General features: G+C 29.4%; 20 protein-coding genes. 11 read left to right on the forward strand and 9 right to left on the reverse strand.

Going from position 1 to position 19,679, the window contains the following annotated elements; all coding sequences use genetic code 11:
- The first annotated feature begins 1 nt into the window (after window position 1).
- The 7 genes from B5464_RS08240 (at window position 2) to truB (ending at window position 5,077) form a co-directional block, all read left to right on the forward strand.
- Window positions 2-1,420 carry a DUF5689 domain-containing protein gene (locus tag B5464_RS08240; RefSeq protein WP_079737975.1) on the forward strand — a complete coding sequence of 473 codons (1,419 nt, stop codon included), beginning with the start codon at window positions 2-4 and terminating at the stop codon, window positions 1,418-1,420.
- Window positions 1,421-1,492: 72 nt separating this feature from the next.
- The gene (locus B5464_RS08245; protein ID WP_079737976.1) at window positions 1,493-1,939 is read left to right on the forward strand and encodes a hypothetical protein; all 447 of its coding nucleotides are present in this window, start codon (window positions 1,493-1,495) and stop codon (window positions 1,937-1,939) included.
- Window positions 1,940-1,962: 23 nt separating this feature from the next.
- Window positions 1,963-2,364, forward strand: a complete 402-nt coding sequence (mce, locus tag B5464_RS08250; RefSeq protein WP_079737977.1) for a methylmalonyl-CoA epimerase — start codon at window positions 1,963-1,965, stop codon at window positions 2,362-2,364.
- A 74-nt stretch (window positions 2,365-2,438) separates the two neighbouring features.
- Window positions 2,439-3,317, forward strand: coding sequence for an ABC transporter permease (locus tag B5464_RS08255; protein ID WP_077810889.1), 879 nt, complete (start codon window positions 2,439-2,441; stop codon window positions 3,315-3,317).
- A 4-nt stretch (window positions 3,318-3,321) separates the two neighbouring features.
- The gene (locus B5464_RS08260) at window positions 3,322-3,564 is read left to right on the forward strand and encodes a DUF3098 domain-containing protein (protein ID WP_079737978.1); all 243 of its coding nucleotides are present in this window, start codon (window positions 3,322-3,324) and stop codon (window positions 3,562-3,564) included.
- A gap of 2 nt (window positions 3,565-3,566) precedes the next feature.
- Window positions 3,567-4,361 (forward strand): undecaprenyl-diphosphate phosphatase, encoded by a 795-nt coding sequence (locus B5464_RS08265; protein ID WP_079737979.1) that lies wholly within the window; start codon window positions 3,567-3,569, stop codon window positions 4,359-4,361.
- A 23-nt stretch (window positions 4,362-4,384) separates the two neighbouring features.
- On the forward strand, window positions 4,385-5,077 hold the full coding sequence (truB, locus tag B5464_RS08270; RefSeq protein WP_079737980.1) for a tRNA pseudouridine(55) synthase TruB: 693 nt from the start codon (window positions 4,385-4,387) through the stop codon (window positions 5,075-5,077).
- A gap of 7 nt (window positions 5,078-5,084) precedes the next feature.
- Here the strand turns inward: truB and B5464_RS08275 are convergent, their stop codons facing one another.
- On the reverse strand, window positions 5,085-6,758 hold the full coding sequence (locus B5464_RS08275; RefSeq protein ID WP_079737981.1) for an RluA family pseudouridine synthase: 1,674 nt from the start codon (window positions 6,756-6,758) through the stop codon (window positions 5,085-5,087).
- A 159-nt stretch (window positions 6,759-6,917) separates the two neighbouring features.
- Between B5464_RS08275 and B5464_RS08280 the strand changes: the two genes are divergently transcribed.
- Entirely contained in the window at window positions 6,918-7,616 is a 699-nt protein-coding gene (locus tag B5464_RS08280) for a hypothetical protein (protein WP_079737982.1), read from the forward strand.
- Between the two features lie 160 nt (window positions 7,617-7,776).
- A complete protein-coding gene (locus tag B5464_RS08285) occupies window positions 7,777-8,250 on the forward strand; it encodes a hypothetical protein (RefSeq protein ID WP_079737983.1) in 474 nt (157 codons plus the stop codon).
- 63 nt (window positions 8,251-8,313) lie between these two features.
- On the opposite strand, the gene B5464_RS08290 is transcribed toward B5464_RS08285, so the two are convergent.
- The 4 genes from B5464_RS08290 to B5464_RS08305 all read right to left on the reverse strand — a co-directional run bounded on the left by B5464_RS08290 (window position 8,314) and on the right by B5464_RS08305 (window position 11,665).
- The gene (locus B5464_RS08290; RefSeq protein ID WP_079737984.1) at window positions 8,314-9,465 is read right to left on the reverse strand and encodes a lycopene cyclase family protein; all 1,152 of its coding nucleotides are present in this window, start codon (window positions 9,463-9,465) and stop codon (window positions 8,314-8,316) included.
- A gap of 6 nt (window positions 9,466-9,471) precedes the next feature.
- Window positions 9,472-9,957 carry an ABC transporter ATPase gene (locus B5464_RS08295; protein WP_079737985.1) on the reverse strand — a complete coding sequence of 162 codons (486 nt, stop codon included), beginning with the start codon at window positions 9,955-9,957 and terminating at the stop codon, window positions 9,472-9,474.
- 86 nt (window positions 9,958-10,043) lie between these two features.
- A complete protein-coding gene (locus B5464_RS08300; RefSeq protein ID WP_079737986.1) occupies window positions 10,044-10,655 on the reverse strand; it encodes a thioredoxin family protein in 612 nt (203 codons plus the stop codon).
- A gap of 68 nt (window positions 10,656-10,723) precedes the next feature.
- Window positions 10,724-11,665, reverse strand: coding sequence for an NAD-dependent epimerase/dehydratase family protein (locus B5464_RS08305; RefSeq protein ID WP_079737987.1), 942 nt, complete (start codon window positions 11,663-11,665; stop codon window positions 10,724-10,726).
- Window positions 11,666-11,838: 173 nt separating this feature from the next.
- On the opposite strand from B5464_RS08305, the gene B5464_RS08310 reads away from it, so the two are divergent.
- Entirely contained in the window at window positions 11,839-12,462 is a 624-nt protein-coding gene (locus B5464_RS08310; protein ID WP_154066954.1) for a hypothetical protein, read from the forward strand.
- 5 nt (window positions 12,463-12,467) lie between these two features.
- Window positions 12,468-12,983: a nuclear transport factor 2 family protein gene (locus B5464_RS08315; RefSeq protein ID WP_079737989.1), complete on the forward strand. Its 516-nt coding sequence runs from the start codon at window positions 12,468-12,470 to the stop codon at window positions 12,981-12,983.
- A gap of 101 nt (window positions 12,984-13,084) precedes the next feature.
- Here B5464_RS08315 and B5464_RS08320 read toward each other — a convergent pair whose 3' ends face one another.
- From B5464_RS08320 to B5464_RS08335, 4 genes are all read right to left on the reverse strand, one after another.
- Window positions 13,085-13,561: a regulatory protein RecX gene (locus tag B5464_RS08320; protein ID WP_231963573.1), complete on the reverse strand. Its 477-nt coding sequence runs from the start codon at window positions 13,559-13,561 to the stop codon at window positions 13,085-13,087.
- Window positions 13,562-13,635: 74 nt separating this feature from the next.
- Window positions 13,636-17,148, reverse strand: coding sequence for an efflux RND transporter permease subunit (locus tag B5464_RS08325; RefSeq protein WP_079737990.1), 3,513 nt, complete (start codon window positions 17,146-17,148; stop codon window positions 13,636-13,638).
- Window positions 17,149-17,161: 13 nt separating this feature from the next.
- Window positions 17,162-18,334 (reverse strand): efflux RND transporter periplasmic adaptor subunit, encoded by a 1,173-nt coding sequence (locus tag B5464_RS08330; protein ID WP_079737991.1) that lies wholly within the window; start codon window positions 18,332-18,334, stop codon window positions 17,162-17,164.
- Window positions 18,335-18,343: 9 nt separating this feature from the next.
- Window positions 18,344-19,675, reverse strand: coding sequence for a TolC family protein (locus B5464_RS08335; RefSeq protein ID WP_079737992.1), 1,332 nt, complete (start codon window positions 19,673-19,675; stop codon window positions 18,344-18,346).
- Window positions 19,676-19,679 lie beyond the last annotated feature (4 nt).

The raw sequence follows: 19,679 nt of genomic DNA on the forward strand, positions 1-19,679 counted from the left end.
AATGAAAAGAAATACATTAACAACTTTATTAATTATTACAAGTTTGCTATTTATTACTTGTGTAGCAGATAGTGATTATACAGTTCCAGAAAATTTAGGTGAAGAAGAAAACCAAAAACTTACAGAGGTATTAGATAGTATAAATAGTAATCTCTTGGAGTTGAAATCTATAAAAGCATTAAAAGAATTATACATTTCTGGCAACAAGCCATTAAAAATTACTTCTGATATTGTTGTGAAAGGCTATGTGAATTCTTCTGATGAAAACGGGAATTATTTTAGAGAGTTTTATATGCAAGATGCTCCAGAAAATCCTACTTCCGGAATTAAAATAGCAGTTAACCTAACCAATACATTCAATAAATTTAATTTGGGTAGAGAGGTTTACATTCGGTTAAAAGATTTATTTATTGGTGAATTAAATTCTGGTGACGGAATTATAACAATAGGTGGTAAATTAAGTATTACAAATGAAAACGAAATAGAAAGTGTTTCTTCTAAACAAATAGATGGTCATTTTTTTCGTTCAGAAAAAGCAGAAATAATTGTACCTAAAGCAGTTTCTTTAGCAGCATTAAGTGCTTATGATATAGGTACTTTTGTTTCTGTAAATAATGTAATTTTTCCAGAAAACTTAGCAGGTAAATCTTATGTAGATCCTACAGAAGATTTTGATACACAAAGAAAAATTCAAACTTGCCAAACATTAGGTTTTGCAGATCTTGTTTTAGAAACAAGTTCTTTTGCAAACTTTGCAAATAATGCGCTACCAACTGGTGGCGGAACAATTAACGCATTGGTTTCTAAAGATTATAATGGCGATTTTTTAGTACTTGTATTAAATTCTACAGAAGATGTTTTAATGTCTAATGAAAGATGTACCACGCAAACCGAACAAGATTTTAATATTACCTTATTAGAAGAAGGTTTTGAGACAACTTCTGGAGAAATAAGAGTAGCAGATTGGTTAAATTATAGAGAAGAAGGTACAAAATCTTGGAGATCTTACACAGATACTTATTCGCAAAGTAAAGCTGCAAGAATAGGTTCTGCTAATTCTTCTGATGCCAGTACAATAACTTGGCTGATAACCAAAGGTGTTGATTTAGATGCTACTTTAGAGGAGTTTCTTTCTTTTGAAACATCAAATAGTTTTGCCAATGGTAGTGAATTAGAAGTTTTAATTTCTACGGATTTTAATGGTGATTCTAATAATATTAAAACAGCAAACTGGACCGTTTTACCTGCTAAAATTGTTTCTGATGGAGAAGGTTTTAAAAATTGGATACATTCTACATATATAGATTTATCTAATTATTCGGGCACTGCATATATCGCTTTTAAATACAAAGGTAATGGCAATGTAAACTTTGATGGAACTTACGAATTAGATAATGTAAAAATTATAGCAAAAGATTAAAATACTGCTATTTATGGGTGTTTTTCCTTAGATAAATACAAAAATCTACATGTATTTTTGAAATAAAAAATTATGGAAATTGTATTAGATAAAACTACCGGATTTACATTTTATGAGGAATTAAAAGAACTAACGCTATCTGGTGATGTAGATTTTAATTCTAAACATGGTTCTGTTACGAATAAGAAATTAACTATTCCTGTGTATGGCATTTATAAAATAGATTGGGGTTTTAGTCAAAACTCTTTAAGTACATTTTATAAAGATGCTACATCAGAATTAAGTTTATATGTAAATAATTATAAATCTGAAATTACTGCAGTAATTAATAAAGAAACTAAAAGTTATCATGCTGTAAAATCTACTAATAAATCTATAACTTTATTATTAAGAGAAAAAGATTCTTTGTTTTTGAATGCAGTAAATTTAAATTCAGAAAACTTATTAATGAATAATGTTTATCTAAAAATAGAAAAATTAGAGGTTGAAGACAAAAGTGGTTTTGGTTATGATGGTTAAATAGCTTTTACTATTTTTACCCTATGGATAAAATAGAACACATAGGTATTGCAGTTAAAGATTTAAAGGTTTCAAATAAATTATTTGCATCACTTTTTGGCGAAAAGCATTACAAAGAAGAAGAAGTTGAATCCGAAGGTGTTAAAACTTCATTTTTTAAAACAGGACCCAATAAAGTAGAATTGTTACAAGCAACAAAAGAAGATAGCCCAATTGCCAAATTTATAGATAAAAAAGGAGAAGGAATTCACCACATAGCATTTGCTGTAGCCGATATCAATGCAGAAATAACTAGATTAAAAAACGAAGGTTTTACTGTGTTAAACGAAACTCCAAAAAAAGGAGCTGACAATAAATTAGTTGCTTTTTTACACCCTAAAACAACAAACGGTGTTTTAATTGAGTTATGCCAAGAGATTGAATAGTTAAAATACTGCTAACAGACACTGTTAACTGCATACTAATTATTATCTTGCCACAGTTTTAAAAGTTATTGTAAATGCCTTCAAAATTCGAATCTTATCAAAAAAGACGCTTAGCATCTTCTTACATTTCTGTTGTAATTAGTATTGCTTTAGTACTTTTTATGGTTGGTGTGTTAGGTTTGGTACTTTTAAAATCTACTTTGGTTTCTAATCGAGTAAAAGAAAAAGTAGCAATAACACTATTTTTAAAAGATAATGTAAACAGAAAGCAAATCAATTCTTTTAAAGAGTCAATTCAAAAAGAAGTGTTTACAAAACGAGTAATTTATACTTCAAAAACCCAAGCTGCAAAACAATACAGTAAAGAAATTGGAGAAGATTTTATGAAGTTTTTAGGCGAGAATCCTCTTAAAAACGGAATAGACATCTATTTAAAAGCAGATTTTGTTACTCCAGAAAAAATGGAAGAGTTAGAATCTAGGTTTTTAAAAAATGCATTTGTTGCAGATGTTTCTTACGATAAACCCTTAATAAATATACTTACCAAGAATATTAAAAGAATTAGCTTTTGGTTATTAGCCTTAAGTGGTTTTTTTAGTTTGGTGGCAATTATACTAATTAATAGTGCTATTAGATTATCTATTTACTCGAAAAGGTTTAATATAAAAACCATGCAAATGGTTGGTGCTACAAAAGGTTTTATTAGAAAACCGTTTATTTGGCAAGGTATAAAATTAGGTATAATTGGTGCAATTTTAGCACTTATAGGTTTAGGTTTAGTAATCTATTATTTAGATAGTTTAGCACCAAGTTTAAGGTTGTTAAAAGATTATGTTACTATTAGTTATTTGGTTGCAGGTGTGTTATTATCTGCTTTTATTATAACATGGTTAAGTACGTTTTTTGCAACACAGCGCCTTTTAAATTTACAAACAGAAGAACTTTATTATTAATACAATGAAAGACGAACAGGTACAAAATCCAGAATTTCTTTTTGGGAAAAAGAACTATATTTTTATGATTATTGGTATTGCAGTAATTAGTTTAGGATTTATTTTTATGTCTGGTGGCGGTAGTGATAACCCAGAGGTTTTTAATAAAGAAATATATAATTGGCAAAGAATTAGACTTGCGCCAACATTAGTAATTGTTGGTTTGGCAATAGAAATTTATGCAATCTTATTAAATCCTAATAAATAAATATGGATATTTTAGAAGCTATAATTCTTGGAATTATTCAAGGTTTAACAGAATTTTTACCTGTTTCTTCTAGTGGTCATTTAGAATTGGCAAAAGCTATTTTAGGTGATACTTCTGTGCCAGAAGAAAGTTTAACTTTTACGGTAGTTTTGCATTTTGCAACAGCTTTAAGTACAATTGTAATCTTTAGAAAAGAAATTTTAGAAATTCTTAAAGGATTGTTTCAATTTAAATGGAACGAAGAGTTTAAGTTTTCTCTTAAAATTATAATTTCTATGATTCCCGCAGTAGCCATAGGATTATTATTTGAAGAACAGTTAGAATCTTTCTTTGGCGGTAAAATCTTGCTTGTAGGTTGCATGCTTTTATTAACAGCTTTGTTATTATTGTTGGCAGATAAAGCTAAAAAGACAGAAAAAAAAGTATCATTTTTTAATGCAGTAATTATTGGTGTTTCGCAAGCAATTGCAATGTTGCCTGGTATTTCTAGATCTGGTGCAACAATTTCTACATCAGTATTATTAGGTATTGATAGAACTAGAGCAGCTAAATTTTCTTTTTTAATGGTTGTGCCTTTAATTTTTGGTAAAATTGGGAAAGATGTTTTAAGCGGAGATTTAAATTTTCAATCATCAGAAATGATGCCAATTATTGCAGGTTTTATAGCTGCTTTTTTAGCGGGTTTATTGGCTTGTAAATGGATGATTTCTTTGGTGAAGAAAAGCAAACTTTCTTACTTTTCTGTGTATTGTGCTATTGTAGGTTTTATTGCAATAGGATATTCTCTTTTAAATTAATTTTACAAAACGATTCAGCATAAATGACTGAAGAAGATTATAAAAACGGACAGGTTTTACTGATTGATAAACCACTAACTTGGACTTCTTTTCAAGTAGTAAATAAATTACGTTGGGAAATTAGACAACGCTTTAATATCAAGAAAATAAAGGTTGGTCATGCTGGTACTTTAGATCCTTTAGCAACGGGTTTGCTTATTATTTGTACAGGTAAACAAACCAAGCAAATAGATACATATCAAGGGCAAATTAAAGAGTATACAGGTACGTTTACAATTGGTGCAACAACACCTAGTTACGATTTAGAAACAGAAATCGATAAAACATTTTCTACAGCACATATTACAGAAGATTTATTGCACGAAACTACAAAGCAATTTGTTGGCGAAATTCAGCAAAAACCACCTATTTTTTCTGCAATTAAAAAAGACGGAAAACGTTTGTATGAATTGGCTAGAAAAGGAGAAACAACAGAAATTAAAGCAAGAACTGTTACGGTTTCAAAATTTGAAATAACAAAAGTAAATTTACCAGAAGTAGAATTTAGAATCGTTTGTAGTAAAGGAACTTATATAAGGTCTTTAGCTTTTGATTACGGAAAGGCTTTAAATTCTGGTGCACATTTATCAGTATTAAGAAGAACTAAAATTGGAGATTTTTCTGTTGATAATGCTCTTTCTGTAGAAAGTTTTATAGAAAATTTAAAAAAAGAATAAGGTTTATTTAAAAATCGGCATCAACTTTTAAGCTCATTTTTTTAAGAGTTACAGGATGATTAAACTCTATAAATTCTGCATGTAAATGCAATCTGTTTTGTTTGTTACCATAAAGATCATCACCCACAATAGGAGTGTTTAATCCGTTTTTATGAGCCGCATGAACTCTTAACTGGTGAGTTCTACCAGTTATTGGATAAAAGTAAACTTTCGTTTTGTTATTAATTTCAGAAATTATTTCCCAATCGGTTTCCGCAGGTTTCCCAAACTTAAAATCTACCAGTTGTTTTGGTCTGTCGTCTAAATCTACTCGAAGCGGTAATTTTATTTTTCCTTTATTGTTTTGTAAAATGCCGTCTAGCAAAGCAACATAACGTTTTTTAATAGTTCTATTAATAAACTGACTTTGCAAAATTTTATTAGCTTCTTTCGTTTTGGTTAGTAATAAAATACCAGATGTAGACATATCTAATCGATGCACAATTATTGGTCCAGTTGCTTCCGGATATTTATCTTTAATTCTAGTGTAAACAGAATCTTTAATGTCTTTACCTGGTACAGATAAAAACTCTGCAGGTTTGTTTACTGCGAGTAGTACATCATCCTCATAAATTATTTCTAATTCTTTATTTTCAGCTAAATTCTCCAATAATAAATTGTCATCCATTTTAACACCTTTCAACATATGAGATAAAATGGGTTTACATCTACTTTGGCAAGCCGGATAATAGTTTTTATGTTTTCTAATTGCTGAGTTTGGCGAAATTCCCCACCAAAATTCTGCCATTGCAATTGGGGTTAAATCATTTTTAAAAGCATATTGTAAAAGTTTTGGCGCAGAGCATTCTCCAGAACCAGCAGGTGGTTTAATTGCTGGATCATTAAATATATCTAATAAGTTTTTAAGCTCTTTATCTTTATTTAAAAAAGCATATTTGCTAAATAAGGTTTGCTGTAAATAATTCGATTTTTCTTTTCTAGATTTTTTTAATGCTGATATTTCATCTTTAAGTAACAAATAATTACTACTAACTTTTGATAATTTATCTTGATAATACTCTTGTAATTCTTTCATAAAAAACTGATTGTTGTAACTTTCTTGCATCAGTTTTTTGGTAAGCTTATCAAATTCTAATTTACTTAAAGACTTTTCAGCATTCTTTTTAATTGCTTTTCTTTCAGACTTTAAAGACTTCATTTTTTTTCTTTGAAAAGCCAAGTCATCTTCTATTTCTTTAGATAATTTTTTTACATTTTTTTTAGCAGTTATAAATTCGATGCTATTTGTTATTGCACTAAGTTTTGCATTTATAGCGTCTATTTCTAATTCGCCTTTTATGTAAAAACTTCCTTCTGTACGCATGTTAAAAACAGGAGGCACAAATTTTTCTGGCAAACTTTTATCTGCTAGTTTACCAGAAAAAGCTGCTAAATAACCAATATTATCATTTTTATCTTTTACTATTAAAACACCAAACATTTTACCTATCGGCAAAGTTGTTGTATCGTTATTTAAACCAAAATTGTGTTTAAAATCTTGCTGATTTATTAAGTATTCTTGCAGCTCATTACTCGCAATTTTAGTTAAAGGATGTGGTTCGTAATAAAACGGAAATGTAAATTTCTCTGGCAGTTGTATGCCAGAAATATCTGTCTTAAAAGATTGCAAGTGCTTTAACATATTTATTTTAAAATCTCAAAGATAGTTAGTTTATCAGTAACAAGAATCTTTATAATAGTTTAGAAATAAGCTTTATTGAAAGAGTCAACATAATTTTTGAATGCGTTAAAAAATAGTTTACATATCTTATAGTTTTGTATCGAACTTAAAATGAATATTATGAAAAATATAAAAATGAATTCGATAAAATTATTCGTAACAGCATTAACAGTATCTAGTTTTATGCTTGTTTCTTGTGATAATACAAAAAAGAAAACAGAGGAAGCTAAAGAAGAAGTTGCTGAAATAATAGATTCTGCAGAAGAAGGTTTAGAAGAAGGGGTAAATGAGGTGGATGAGGAAATGGAAGTGAAGACCAGAACCTACAAAATGAAAGATGGTACTGCGATTGTTTATAATTTAGATGAAAAAGGTATTGTTGGTTTTGATGATTGGTCTGATTATACAGTTGTTAATTCTGAATTAGCAGAGATTAGAAAAACAAATTATGTTACAACTGCCCAAAGAGTAAGAAACATGAACTATAGAATTGCTAACTTAGGTAATACAATTCCGGCTTGGTTAAAAACCGAAGAGGTGATGGAAGATGTAGCAGATGTGCAGAAAGAATATTTAGAATTAATAGAAGATGCTGATGCTTCTGAAAGTGAAATGAAAGAAAATTTAGAAGAATTATCTGAAAAATTTGACGATTTAAGAGAAGAGTTAGATGAAACTGTAGAAGAGTATACTAAAATTAATGAGTCTGCAATCGAAGAATTTAACGAAGAGTTTAAAAAAGGAAAGATCGATGCAGCAATAGAAGAATATAACGAAGAAATTAAAAAATTAGATAAAATGATTGAGAAGGAACAATAAAAAAACTTCTTAAATAAAATTTTAAAAAGGTAGACTTTAGGTCTACCTTTTTTGTTGAAATCGATTATTAGCTCTTTTGCAAAGAGTTAATAATCGATTTATCTGCGTTAAAAAACAGTGCTTGTTTCCTTTAATTTTGTATCAAATTAAAACACATATTATGAAAATTATTAAAAAATTTACAGCAGTTTTAACAGTTACAGGTTTATTATTTATGTCTTGTAATAATGCTACGGATACTGAATATAAAACAATGGAAATTAAAATTGCAGACGGACAAACAGTTGAGTACAAAGTAGACTCAGAAGGACATTTAGCATTTAACGATTGGGATGGTTTTAACGATGCAAATCGTGAGTTGATGGAAATTGAAGAGAGAGATTTAGCAGTAAATTCAGAAATTATCGAAGGCTTAAATAATTCTGTAAACAATTTAGGAAACACGATTCCTGCTTGGTTAAAAACAGAAGAGGTTTTAGAAGATATCGATGATGTGCAAGAAGAGTATAAAAAACTTTTAGATGAAAGAAATGAACCTGCTAAAAACGTAAAACAGAATTTAGAAGAATTAAACGAAAAGTTTGATGATTTACGTGAAGAGTTAAATGAAACAATAGAAGATTATAATTCTTAATAGCGCATACAATAGTTAACACAAAAGGATAGATTTTAAATCTATCCTTTTTTTTGTTTTAAATTATCTTTTGGTAAAAAGTTGTCGAATACCAGCTATTAAAAAAGGAAGAAGTGGTAAGTTTTTCATAATTAAAACATCTTCTTTCAAACTACTTTCATTTCCTAAAAAAGCTAAAATTTTTTCTGGGGAATTCTTTTTGAATATTCTTGTAAAAACCTCTTTACCGGTTAATTTATTAGAAAGTAGTACATCAATTAAAGTTCTATCGTACCAATTATAAAGTTTGTCTTTAAAAGTAGTTTTATTTAAAATTGGACGATTATTTTTTAAATCTAATATAATTTCTGATACATTTTTTTGAATGAACTGAAACGTATAACCACTGCTTGCTTTTGTAAATCCGCCAGCAGTACCCATGTTTATTATTGTTTTGTCTACGGTTCTTTTAAAATTGGCAAGAGACATTGGTATAATTCCAAATTCTTCGTGAGTAATTGTGTACTTTTCTATTTTTAAATCTTCTTTAATATATTTTACTAAAGCTTTCTTGTAGTCTTCTTTTTCTATAAGTTTTGGTGTAAATAAAGTATATTCTACCAAAGCTTCTGTGCTAGAAGTAGGTAAAACGTACATAAAAGTTGCGCCATGTTCTTGCGAAACGGTAAAATCCATTAATCTACCAACATTTTTGTCGAATTGTGCAGTTTCAGTTTTAATAACCCAACCTTTAAAATGTTGTAAAAGAGAGTTTTGTTCTGTTATAACAGGATTGAATAAACTTGTTGAATTAAATACGACTTTACTCGTATAGCTAGCAATGTTTGTTTTTACAATGCCAACACTATCATCAGAAGAAATGGAAAGAATATTTTCTTGAATAAAAGTTACGTTAGTAAACTTTTGGGCATAATTTAATACATATTGATAAAAATCTAACCCTTGAATCATCTTGTAAGTATAACTGCCTAAATCTAGATGTTTTTTAAAATCTGTAGTTATAAAAGCAAGATTATTCCATTTTGCAGAAACAAGCTTATCAAAAATACCAGCTTCTTTTTCCCAATAACACCAAGTTCTATCATTGTTTTTTTTAGAGTCTTTATCGATTACTAAAATAGATTTATGTTGTAGTGTAGGTTCTTTTAATATGCGATATAGCAAGCTTAAACCTGCGCATCCAGAACCTGCAATAATATAATCGTATTTTTTCATCAATAGTTATTTCAAAAAACGGTTGTACCAACTGTCTTCAATAGGGATTTCCCAAAAATTCTCAAAATCTTCTTTTGTTGTAATTAAGTTATCAAAAACAATAGATTTACCTGTTAAAGCTTTGTTTTTTAATAACTTTTTAAAGTCTTTTAAATCTTTGTATTGTACAAATTCTCCTTGTTTAAAACAAACATTCATTCTGTCTAAAAGTTCTACCTCATATTCTTGCTGTAAACCTAAAATAAAAGATACAGAAGCATCTATATCTGCCCCCTTTAAAGGAGTTGTAACATTGTCTGCAGTAATTACAATAAACCGATTGTATAAAATTTTATAAGAAGCTTTAAAAGTATCGTCATCTTGTTTCCAAGTGCTAATAAATGCTTTTACCTTTTCTTCTAAAGGTTCAATTTCATTTGTGTAAAATTTTCTACTAGAAGGATATACCCAAACTTTTGCATCTTCTGGTATTTCTTTAAAATCTACAAACATTCTATTTTATTTAGAGTGCAAATATAACCAAAAGAAAAACCGCAAACAGAAAATGTGTTTGCGGTTTTTAAAAAGGTGAATAATATTTATATTTTTTTTGCCGGTATTTGTGTAGCAAGCTTAACTAAATCTTCTTGCACATTTTTACCTTTATTTTTATTATACCAAACTTGTAAATCTTGTTTAAATTGTGCGTCTAAACTGCCATGTTCTTCTTTATAATCTGCAACCATTTTAGTTGCTGTAGAAGGTCTTGGTCCCCAAGTATTGATAACATTATTATCTTTATCTAAAGCAATTAGTTTAGGTATGCTTCTACCTCCGTTTGTAAGAAACAAATCCATTAAAGGTAAGTTTTCGTCTCTTAAAACTATTTTTAAATCTACTTTATCTGTAATATCTGCAATTTTTTGAAGTACAGGAATATTTTGTGCAGCGTCACCACACCAACCTTCTGTTATAACCAACCAAGTTTGAGGTTCGGTTACCTTTTGAAATTCAGAGATTGTTTCTTCAGAAATTTTAATAGTTTTATCTAAACGCTTCATACGTTTATCATTTAATAAACTATAATTGGTTAAAGCTTCAGATTGTATTGGTCCTGTTGCTTTACCTTCTTCTAACAAACTACTAACTAAACTTCTGTACTCTGCGTAAGAAATTGTGTTTTTAAGACTATTTTCTATAATTTCTTTCATGCTAAAATTGCTTAACTTAATTCAAGAGTTTAGACGTGTGTTTTTAATAAACTTACAACGCTTATATTTTACTTTTTTAAGTTGGATAAAATTTCTTTAGTCATGGTTTCTAAATTAAATTTATGTTGCCAGTTCCAATCTTTTCGCGCTTCAGAATCATCGATTATAGAAGGCCAACTATCTGCAATTTCTTGTCTAAAATCAGGTTTGTAAGAAATTTTAAAATCTGGTAAATGTTTTTTAATTTCTAATGCAATTTCTTCTGGTGTAAAATCTATAGCTGCTAAATTGTATGCAGTTCTTACTTTTACATCTTCTGGTTTTGCTTGCATAAGTTGTATGGTTGCATTTACCGCATCATCCATAAACATCATTGGTAAACGTGTTTTTTCTGATAAAAAACACTCATAATTACCTTCTTCTAATGCTTTAAAATAAATATCTACGGCATAATCTGTTGTGCCACCACCAGGTTTTGTTTTCCAAGAAATAATACCAGGATATCGAATACTTCTAACATCAACCCCAAATTTTTCGTGATAATAATTACACCAAAATTCACCCGAAAGTTTACTAATTCCGTAAACAGTACTTGGTTCCATTATTGTTTTTTGTGGTGTATTTTCTTTAGGAGTTGTTGGTCCAAATACGGCTATAGAACTTGGCCAATAGACTTGTTTTATATGTTTTTCTTTAGCTAAATCTAATACGCCGAGTAAAGATGTCATGTTTAAATCCCAAGCTTTTTGTGGAAATTTCTCTGCAGTTGCAGACAACATTGCCGCTAATAAATAAACCTGAGTAACATTGTACTTTTTAACCATTTTTAAAATGGTTTCTTTATCTGTGGCATCTATAATTTCAAAAGGACCAGAAGTCATCATGTCTGCATTACCTTCTCTAATATCAGAAGCAATAACATTGTTATTACCGTAAATTGTACGTAGTTTTTGGGTTAACTCGTTACCAATTTGCCCGCTGGCGCCTAAAACTAAAATAGTTTCACTCATTTTTAGATTGAATTAAAATCAACAACAAAGGTACTTAATTTAAGTATTCGTAATAATTATTTAATAAAATAATTATTCAGTAATTTATTAGCTTATATAACCAATTTGTTATCATTTCTTTAAAATCTAATTTACGCTTAAAAATGTGTATTTTTACTTTTTTAAATAACATCGTGAAATATATATACCTTTTAGTACTAAGTGTTTTTGTAGTTTCTTGTGGAAGTAAACAAGAAAATAAAGAAGAAATTAAACCGAAACCATTAATGACTTTGGTGCAATCTCATGCCAAAACAGCGCCCGTTTTACCTACATTTTACGATGAAGTAAAAGATTGGAAATACCTAAAAGAAGTTGATTCTTTTTTTGTTAAATATCAAAAAATATCGCCTAACGAAGCCTTAAGTAACGCTGTAGAGTTAAAAGATTTGGTTAAAAGTTTAAAAGATAGTCTTAAACCCAAAAAATTTGATATTCCGTCTGTAAATGCTAGAATCAATATTTTGTATAATGAGGTTTTAAGACTTGCAGATATTACAGAAATTAGTGCAATAGAGTCAGCAGAAGTTAATAACCAAGTAGACAAAACCATGTCTGCTTTTTCTGATATCAACACAAAAATAAATACCGTTTTAGCTAAAATTAGATTCGAAAATGAAATTGATATCGATGTAGATTTTATTGGTTTAGATTCTACGCGATTAGATACCGTTTCTAAAAAATCTATAGATTTAAGAATGAAAGAAAAGTTAATAGAAAAAAATAATTTAGACAAAGGTTCTAGAAAAAGGCAGTAAAAATTATGAAAAAAGCAATTGCATTATTAATAAGTATTTTAGTTTTAGGCGCTTGTTCTACATCAAAAATTATAAAAAAGGATGTTGAAACCGTAAAAGAAGAAGTAAATGTTTTTATGGTTAATTGGCACAAAGCTGCGGCCGATGCAAATTTTGATAATTACTTTAATGCAATGTCTAAAGACGCAGTTTATATTGGTACCGCAGCCGAAGAAATTTGGACTAAAAAGGAATTTATTGGCTTTAGCAAACCTTTTTTTGATAGAGGTAAAGCATGGTCTTTTACAACTTTAGAAAGAAATGTTTATGTAAACCAAAACAAAAATTTTGTGTGGTTTGACGAGCTTTTAAATACTTGGATGGGTACTTGTAGAGGTTCTGGAGTTTTAGAAAATAGCAATGGTAAATGGCAAATTAAGCAATATGTTTTATCTGTAGCAATACCAAACGACGATGTGCAAAAAGTTATAAAAGCAAAAAAAGAAAACGATGCTAAATTCTTAGAAAAATATAAGAATTAATTTTAGAAGCTATTTCCTGCTTTCGCAACTCGCTTTTTTCGTTCCTCAAAAGAGCTCAAACAAATTGCTCTATCAGGGCTAAGTGTGTTTGTTAGCTTGTTTTAAGAACTAACAACTTCGTTTACTACTTTAAAAATAAGCTCATTTTCAAAACCTTTTCGCATCAAAAAGCCTATTAATTTATTTTTACGCTTGTAAATATCACTTTCAGAAATTACAGCATTTCTATTTTCGGTAATCCTATAAATAGTTTCAATATATTCTTCTTCATCAATCTCTTTAAGTGCGGTTTTTATATTGTAAGCAGAAATATCTTTAAACTTTAACTCTCTAACAATTCTTTGTTTGCCCCAATTTTTAATTCTGAACTTTCCTCTTGCAAAACTTTTAGCAAAGCGTTCTTCGTTTAGAAAATTATCTTTCATTAAACTTAAAAGTATAAGTTCTCTAGCTTCCGGAATTAAATTATAATCGCGCATTTTTTGTTCTACCTCTTTATGGCAACGATCTTGGTAGACACAATACTGTTCTATCTTGCGTTTAATTTCTTCTACGGTAAACGATTTTTTCTGCATCATTGGTTCAAAAATATAAAAAGGGATGAAACCTAAACGATTTCATCCCTTTATTTATTTACATTTTCTACTAAAAGCTATTCTTGTACTTCTGTGTAAGCAATTTGTGTATTGTCTACATCATTGTTCAGTTGTCCTTTAATTCTCATTTTAAACTTCGTAATTAAGAAGAATAAAATTGGTACAACAATAAGCGTTAAGAAAGTTGCAACTACAAGACCGTAAATAACTGTCCAAGCTAATGGTCCCCAGAAAACAACATTATCTCCACCAAAATAAATATGTGGGTTAAACTCGCTAAATAATGTAAAAAAGTTAATGTTTAAACCAATTGCCAAAGGTATCAACCCTAAAATTGTAGTAATAGCAGTTAATAATACAGGTCTTAAACGCGCTTTACCTGCTTGTACAATACTAGCAAATAATTCTTCTTTTGGTAAAAATTCATCTTCTTCTAAATCTAAACTATCTTTTCTTCTATCAATTAATAATTGTGCGTAATCTAGTAAAACTACACCATTATTTACTACAATACCAGCAAGAGAAATAATTCCCATCATTGTCATCATAATAACAAAAGGAGCACCAGAAATAACCAAACCACCAAAAACACCAATAAAACTTAAAAAGATAGCAAGCATTATAATTCCTGGTTTCGAAACTGAATTAAATTGGAAAATTAAGATAAAAAAGATCAATGCTAATCCTGTAAAAAACGCTCCAACTAAAAAGTTCATTTGCTTTTCTTGTTCTTCTAGTTGACCAGTGTAATCTATTTTAATTCCTTTAGGTAAATTTTTAAAGTTTTTCATTTCTTCTCTAATTTTACCAACAACAGCACCTGCATCTGTTTCTCCAGGAGCTAATGCAGAGTAAACCGTTACAACACGTTTTAATTTTTTATGCTTAATTGCACTAAAACCAGAGTTGTTTGTTTGTGTAGCCACTGTAGAAACCGGAATTTCTTTTATTTTACCAGAAGCCATGTCTCTAAAGATTATATTCTGATTAAAAACGGCACTTTTATTGTATCTATCTTCTTTATTAAAACGAACATAAATATCATAATCTTCGCCATCTTCTTTATAAACACCAGCTTTGTTACCAAAGATAGAAGCTCTTAACTGTTGCCCAACTTGACCTGTAGAAACACCTAGTTCACCTGCTTTTTTTCTATCTACAACAACTTTCATTGCTGGTTTGTCTCTGTTAACATCAATTTTTAATTCATCAATACCAGAAATACTTTTAGTATTAATAAAATCTCGCATTCTTTGCGCAGTTGTAATTAACTCTGCGTAATCATCACCTTGAATTTCGATATTAATTGGCGCTCCAACAGGTGGTCCGTTCGCATCTTTTTCAACAGAAATTAAAACACCAGGATAAATACCTACCAAAGCAGTTTGTACTTTTTGTCTTAAAAGTTCGCTATCTAAACCTCTTCTATATTTGTACTCTCTCATAGAAGCGGTAATCTTACCTTTGTGCGGCATTTCTGCTGCAGAACCACCGTCTGTTTGTGGGTTTCCGGCACCTTCACCAACCTGAGAAACTAAACTTTCTACCATAAAGTTGTACTCGCCATCCATATAATCATCACTATATAAAACATCAGAAACCTTTTGTTCTATTAATTTAGTAATGTTATTAGTTTTTTCGATATCTGTACCTTCTGGGTATTCTATATATACAATAATTTGATTTGGTTTGTTGTCTGGAAAAAATTCAACTTTTGTTCTTTGTGATTGTAAAGACATACCAAAAGACATAAAAGCTACAATTAATAAAACAAAAGTACCTACGGTTAAAACATAAGGAGTCCAACCAGATAATGCTCTTTTTAATTGTCTTTCGTACCAAGATTCTAATTTTGGTAATACTTTATTTTGAAAACTATTTGCCCAACCTCTTAAAAACAATCTGTAAGCCCAAAGCATTATTGCAGTAAAAATCATTAAAGTACCTAAAGCTCTATAAGCGCCACCAGTTATTAAAACCAAAATACCTAAAGCTGTCATAATACTTGTAATAATTACAATTCTTTTTACTGGCATATCTTTATCTTCTACACTCATGTATTGTGATACAAGTACAGAGTTAAAGAAAATTGCAACTAATAAAGAAGAACCTAACACTGTAGATAATGTAATTGGTAACAACTTCATAAAGTCTCCCATAATTCCGGGCCAAAGGCCTAAAGGAATAAATGCAGCAACTGTTGTTGCAGTAGAAATAATAATAGGAAAAGCAATTTCGCTAATACCTTTTTTGGCGGCATCAACTTTATTCATTCCTTCTTCATCCATTAAACGGTATACGTTTTCTACAACTACAATTCCGTTATCAACCAACATACCAAGTCCCATAATAAGTCCGAAAAGTATCATGGTATTCATGGTGTAACCTAACATGTTTAAAATCATTAAAGACATAAACATAGACATAGGAATTGCAAAACCAACAAAAACTGCGTTTTTAAATCCTAAGAAAAACATTAAAACAACAACCACTAGTATTACACCAAAAATAATGTTGTTTACTAAATCATCTACCTGCCCAATAGTTTTAGGAGATTGGTCATTGGCAATTGTAACTTTTAAATCTTTTGGAAATTCGTTAGCAATAGCATCATTTACAATTACTTGAATTTTTTCTGCAGCGGCTACCATGTTTTTACCAGCACGCTTTTTAACATCTAACATTACAACCGGTTCACCACGTTCTCTTGCATACGTAGTTTTGTCTTTGTCTTTAAAAGATACTTTTGCAACATCTTTTAAGTAAATAGGATTATTAAATTCAGATTTAATTACAAAATTTTCTAATTCTGAAGGTTTATCTATCTCTCCAATAATTCTAATAGTTCTTCTTTGACCGCTATTTATAAAATTACCGGCAGACATAGTAACGTTTCCGTTTCCTATTGCAGTTGTAATATCATTAAAGCTAACTTTATTAGCCATCATTTTATAAACATCAACAGCAACTTCTACTTCTTTTTCTTGAGCACCTCTAATATCTGCTTTTTTAATTTCTGGTAAATCTTCAATTTCATCTTGCAAATACTCACCAAACTCTTTTAATTTATAAACAGGATAATCGCCAGAAATATTAATATTTAAAATTGGCATTTCTTCAGACATACTTAAATTAAATACGTTTGGTTCTACTTTTGCGCCATTAAAAGTAGGCCAATCTTCGCTAGAAGTTTCTGTATCTATTTCGTCTTTAATCTTTTGTTTAGCCTGTTCTACGGTAATGTTTTCATCAAACTCTACAATTACAATAGAATAATCTTCTTGAGAAGTAGAGGTAACTTCTACAACATTACTTACGGTTTTTACTTTATCTTCTAAAGGATCTGTAATTAGTTTTTCTATATCTTCTGCAGTGTTACCAGGATATACAGTACTAATATATATTTTAGTTTCTTTTACTTCCGGAAAATTTTCTCTGGCCATACTAAAATATGCAGTAATACCATAGAAAAACAACACACCCATTATTACATAAATGGTAGTTTTATTGTTAATTGCCCAAGAAGATAATTTAAACTCTTTGTCTACTTTCTTTTTTTCTTTTGACATCTTAGATGAGTTTTTATTTATTGATAACCTTTACAGTTTGACCATTGTTTACACTTCTTGCACCTTCATCAATAATTTCTGTACCAACAGGTAAGTTTTCTAAAACTTCTATAAGGTTGCCTTGTGTTTTACCAGTTTTAATAATTACTCTTTCTGCTGTAGCTTCTTGTGCATCATTTTTATCTCTAATAACATAAATAAACTGCTCTCCGTTAGCATTTTCAGAAATAATACTTTGAGGAATTAATACAGATTCTTCATCAGAATAATCATTAATTTGAAGTTTTGCCGTTAAGTTAGGTTTTACATTTCCGCTTTTGTTAGCAACAGGAACTTCTATTTTAAAAGACCTGTTGTTAGGATTGATGTAGCTACCAACCTGATTAACTTTACTGTCTAAAGAAATTCCTAAAACAGGAAAACTAACTTTAACAGCTTTGTTTTTTGTAATGCTTGTAATATATCTTTCTGGCACTTCTGCTTCGATATACATATTGTTTAAGTTAACAATTCTAAAAACTTCAGAACCTTGCCCTGGTGCAATTACTGTACCTGCTTCTTTAAAAACATCATCTATAACTCCAGAAAAAGGAGCTCTAATAGAAGCTTTTGCTAACTGACTTTTTAATTGCTTTAAACTGCTTGTTTGTGCTTGGTAATTTGTTTTTGTTTGTAAAAACTGTATTTCAGAACCAATTTTTTGTTCCCATAAACGTTTTTGACGCTCGTAAGTTGTTTTAGCTAGTTGTGTAGTTGCTTCTAATTGTGCAACTTGATTTGCCAAACCACCATCGTCTATTGTAGCCAATAACTGTCCTTTATAAACTTTTTGCCCTTCTTTAACCAAAACTCTTTTTAAAATACCAGGCATTTCTGGATATACTAATATGTTTTGTTTGGTAGTTACGTTTCCTTGTAATTCTAAATAATGATTAAAAACTGTGTCTTTTGCTACAAATGTTGTAATTAAAGGTAGTTTTTTTACTGTGTCTTTTTCTGAAATAGCTGTGTTTATAGCTTCTAAATTTTTGTTTATTTCTTCTAACTTAGAAGTTATTTCTTTCTTTTTTGCTGTTAATTCTTTTAAATTACCAGAAGAAATGATGCTTTCTACAGATGTTTCTTTGTTTTTACCACAAGAAACTAAAATAGCTGATATAACGAATAATGAATATATTTTTTTCATTGTAATGTATTATTTGATTGGTAGGTTTAATGCGTTTTCTAATGTTGCTTTTTTAGCAATAACTTCTAACATAGATTGTATGTAGTTTTGTTGCTGCGTGTATAATTGATTTTGAGCTTGTAATAAATCGAAACTAGAAGAAATTCCTTCAAAAAACTTTACACGTTGTTTCTTTTCGATTCTTTCTGCCAAACCAACATTCTTTTTATTTGTTTGATAATTGTCTATGCTAATTTGGTAATCGTTTTTAGCTTTCTGAGCTTCTAAAGACAGTTTTTGCTTTATTTCTTGCAACCTTAAGTCGGCAGTTTCTAATGCAATTTTAGCTTGTGCAGTTTTTGCACTTCTACCAAAACTACTAAAAATAGGAATTTTTAAACTTACGCCCAATAAAGAAGAATCGAACCAACGCTGATTGCTATTTAAAAAAGTAAAAGAATCTGAGTTTGCTTGTGCGCCATAATTTAAAAAGGCACTTAAAGTAGGTAGGGCCTTACTTTGCTCTAGTTTTACCATTAATCTTTTAGTTTCTAAGTCATTTTCAGAGATTTTAAAATCGATGTGATTGTTAACGTTAAATGTTTCTGAAATTAGTTTTAAGCTGATGTTATCCTCAGCTAAAGAATCTAAAGAATCTGTTAGAATTAATTTTGTAGAAATAGGATTACCTAAAGAAAGATTTAACATTTGGTATGCAATCTCTTTCATCCTTTTAGTATTATTCAGCTGATTTTTTAAGTTACCTAATGTAATTTCTAACTGTTCTACATCTTCTTCTTCATTTAAACCGTTTTCGTAAATCTTTTTAGCGTCATCAAAATTTTTCTGAAGAATTTTAATGTTTCCTTCTAAAATTGCAATACTATTTTCTGTAACTAAAACATTACCGTAGGCATTAATAACAGCTTCTTTGGTTAGCATTTCTGTTTTCTCGTTTGCTTGTTCAGAGATTTTTAAATAAGTTTTAGATGCTTGTAAACCTACAAGATAAGAACCATCAAAAAGCAATTGTCTTAAAGTTACGGTTGCATTCATGTTTTGTTTTGTACCAAAAATAAACTCTTCGTTTGTACCGTCTTGGTCAAAATCTGCCAACGTAATTGGTTGTTTTATAAAGTTTTGATAATCGATATTACCATCAATTTGCGGTAAACCAATTGTTGTGGTTTCCCAAACTTTTTTTTCTGCTGCTAAAATGTCGTTTTTAGAAGCTTTGGTGTTATAACTATTCTCTAATGCAAAGTTAATTGCTTCTTTAAGAGATAGCGTTTGTGTTTTTTCTTGGGCATTTGTTATTAAGAAAAAACAGGTGCTAAAGTATACCAGTATTCTTTTTTTCATGGTA

The organism is Polaribacter sp. KT 15 (assembly GCF_900143115.1).
Classification (GTDB): Bacteria; Bacteroidota; Bacteroidia; order Flavobacteriales; family Flavobacteriaceae; genus Polaribacter; species Polaribacter marinaquae.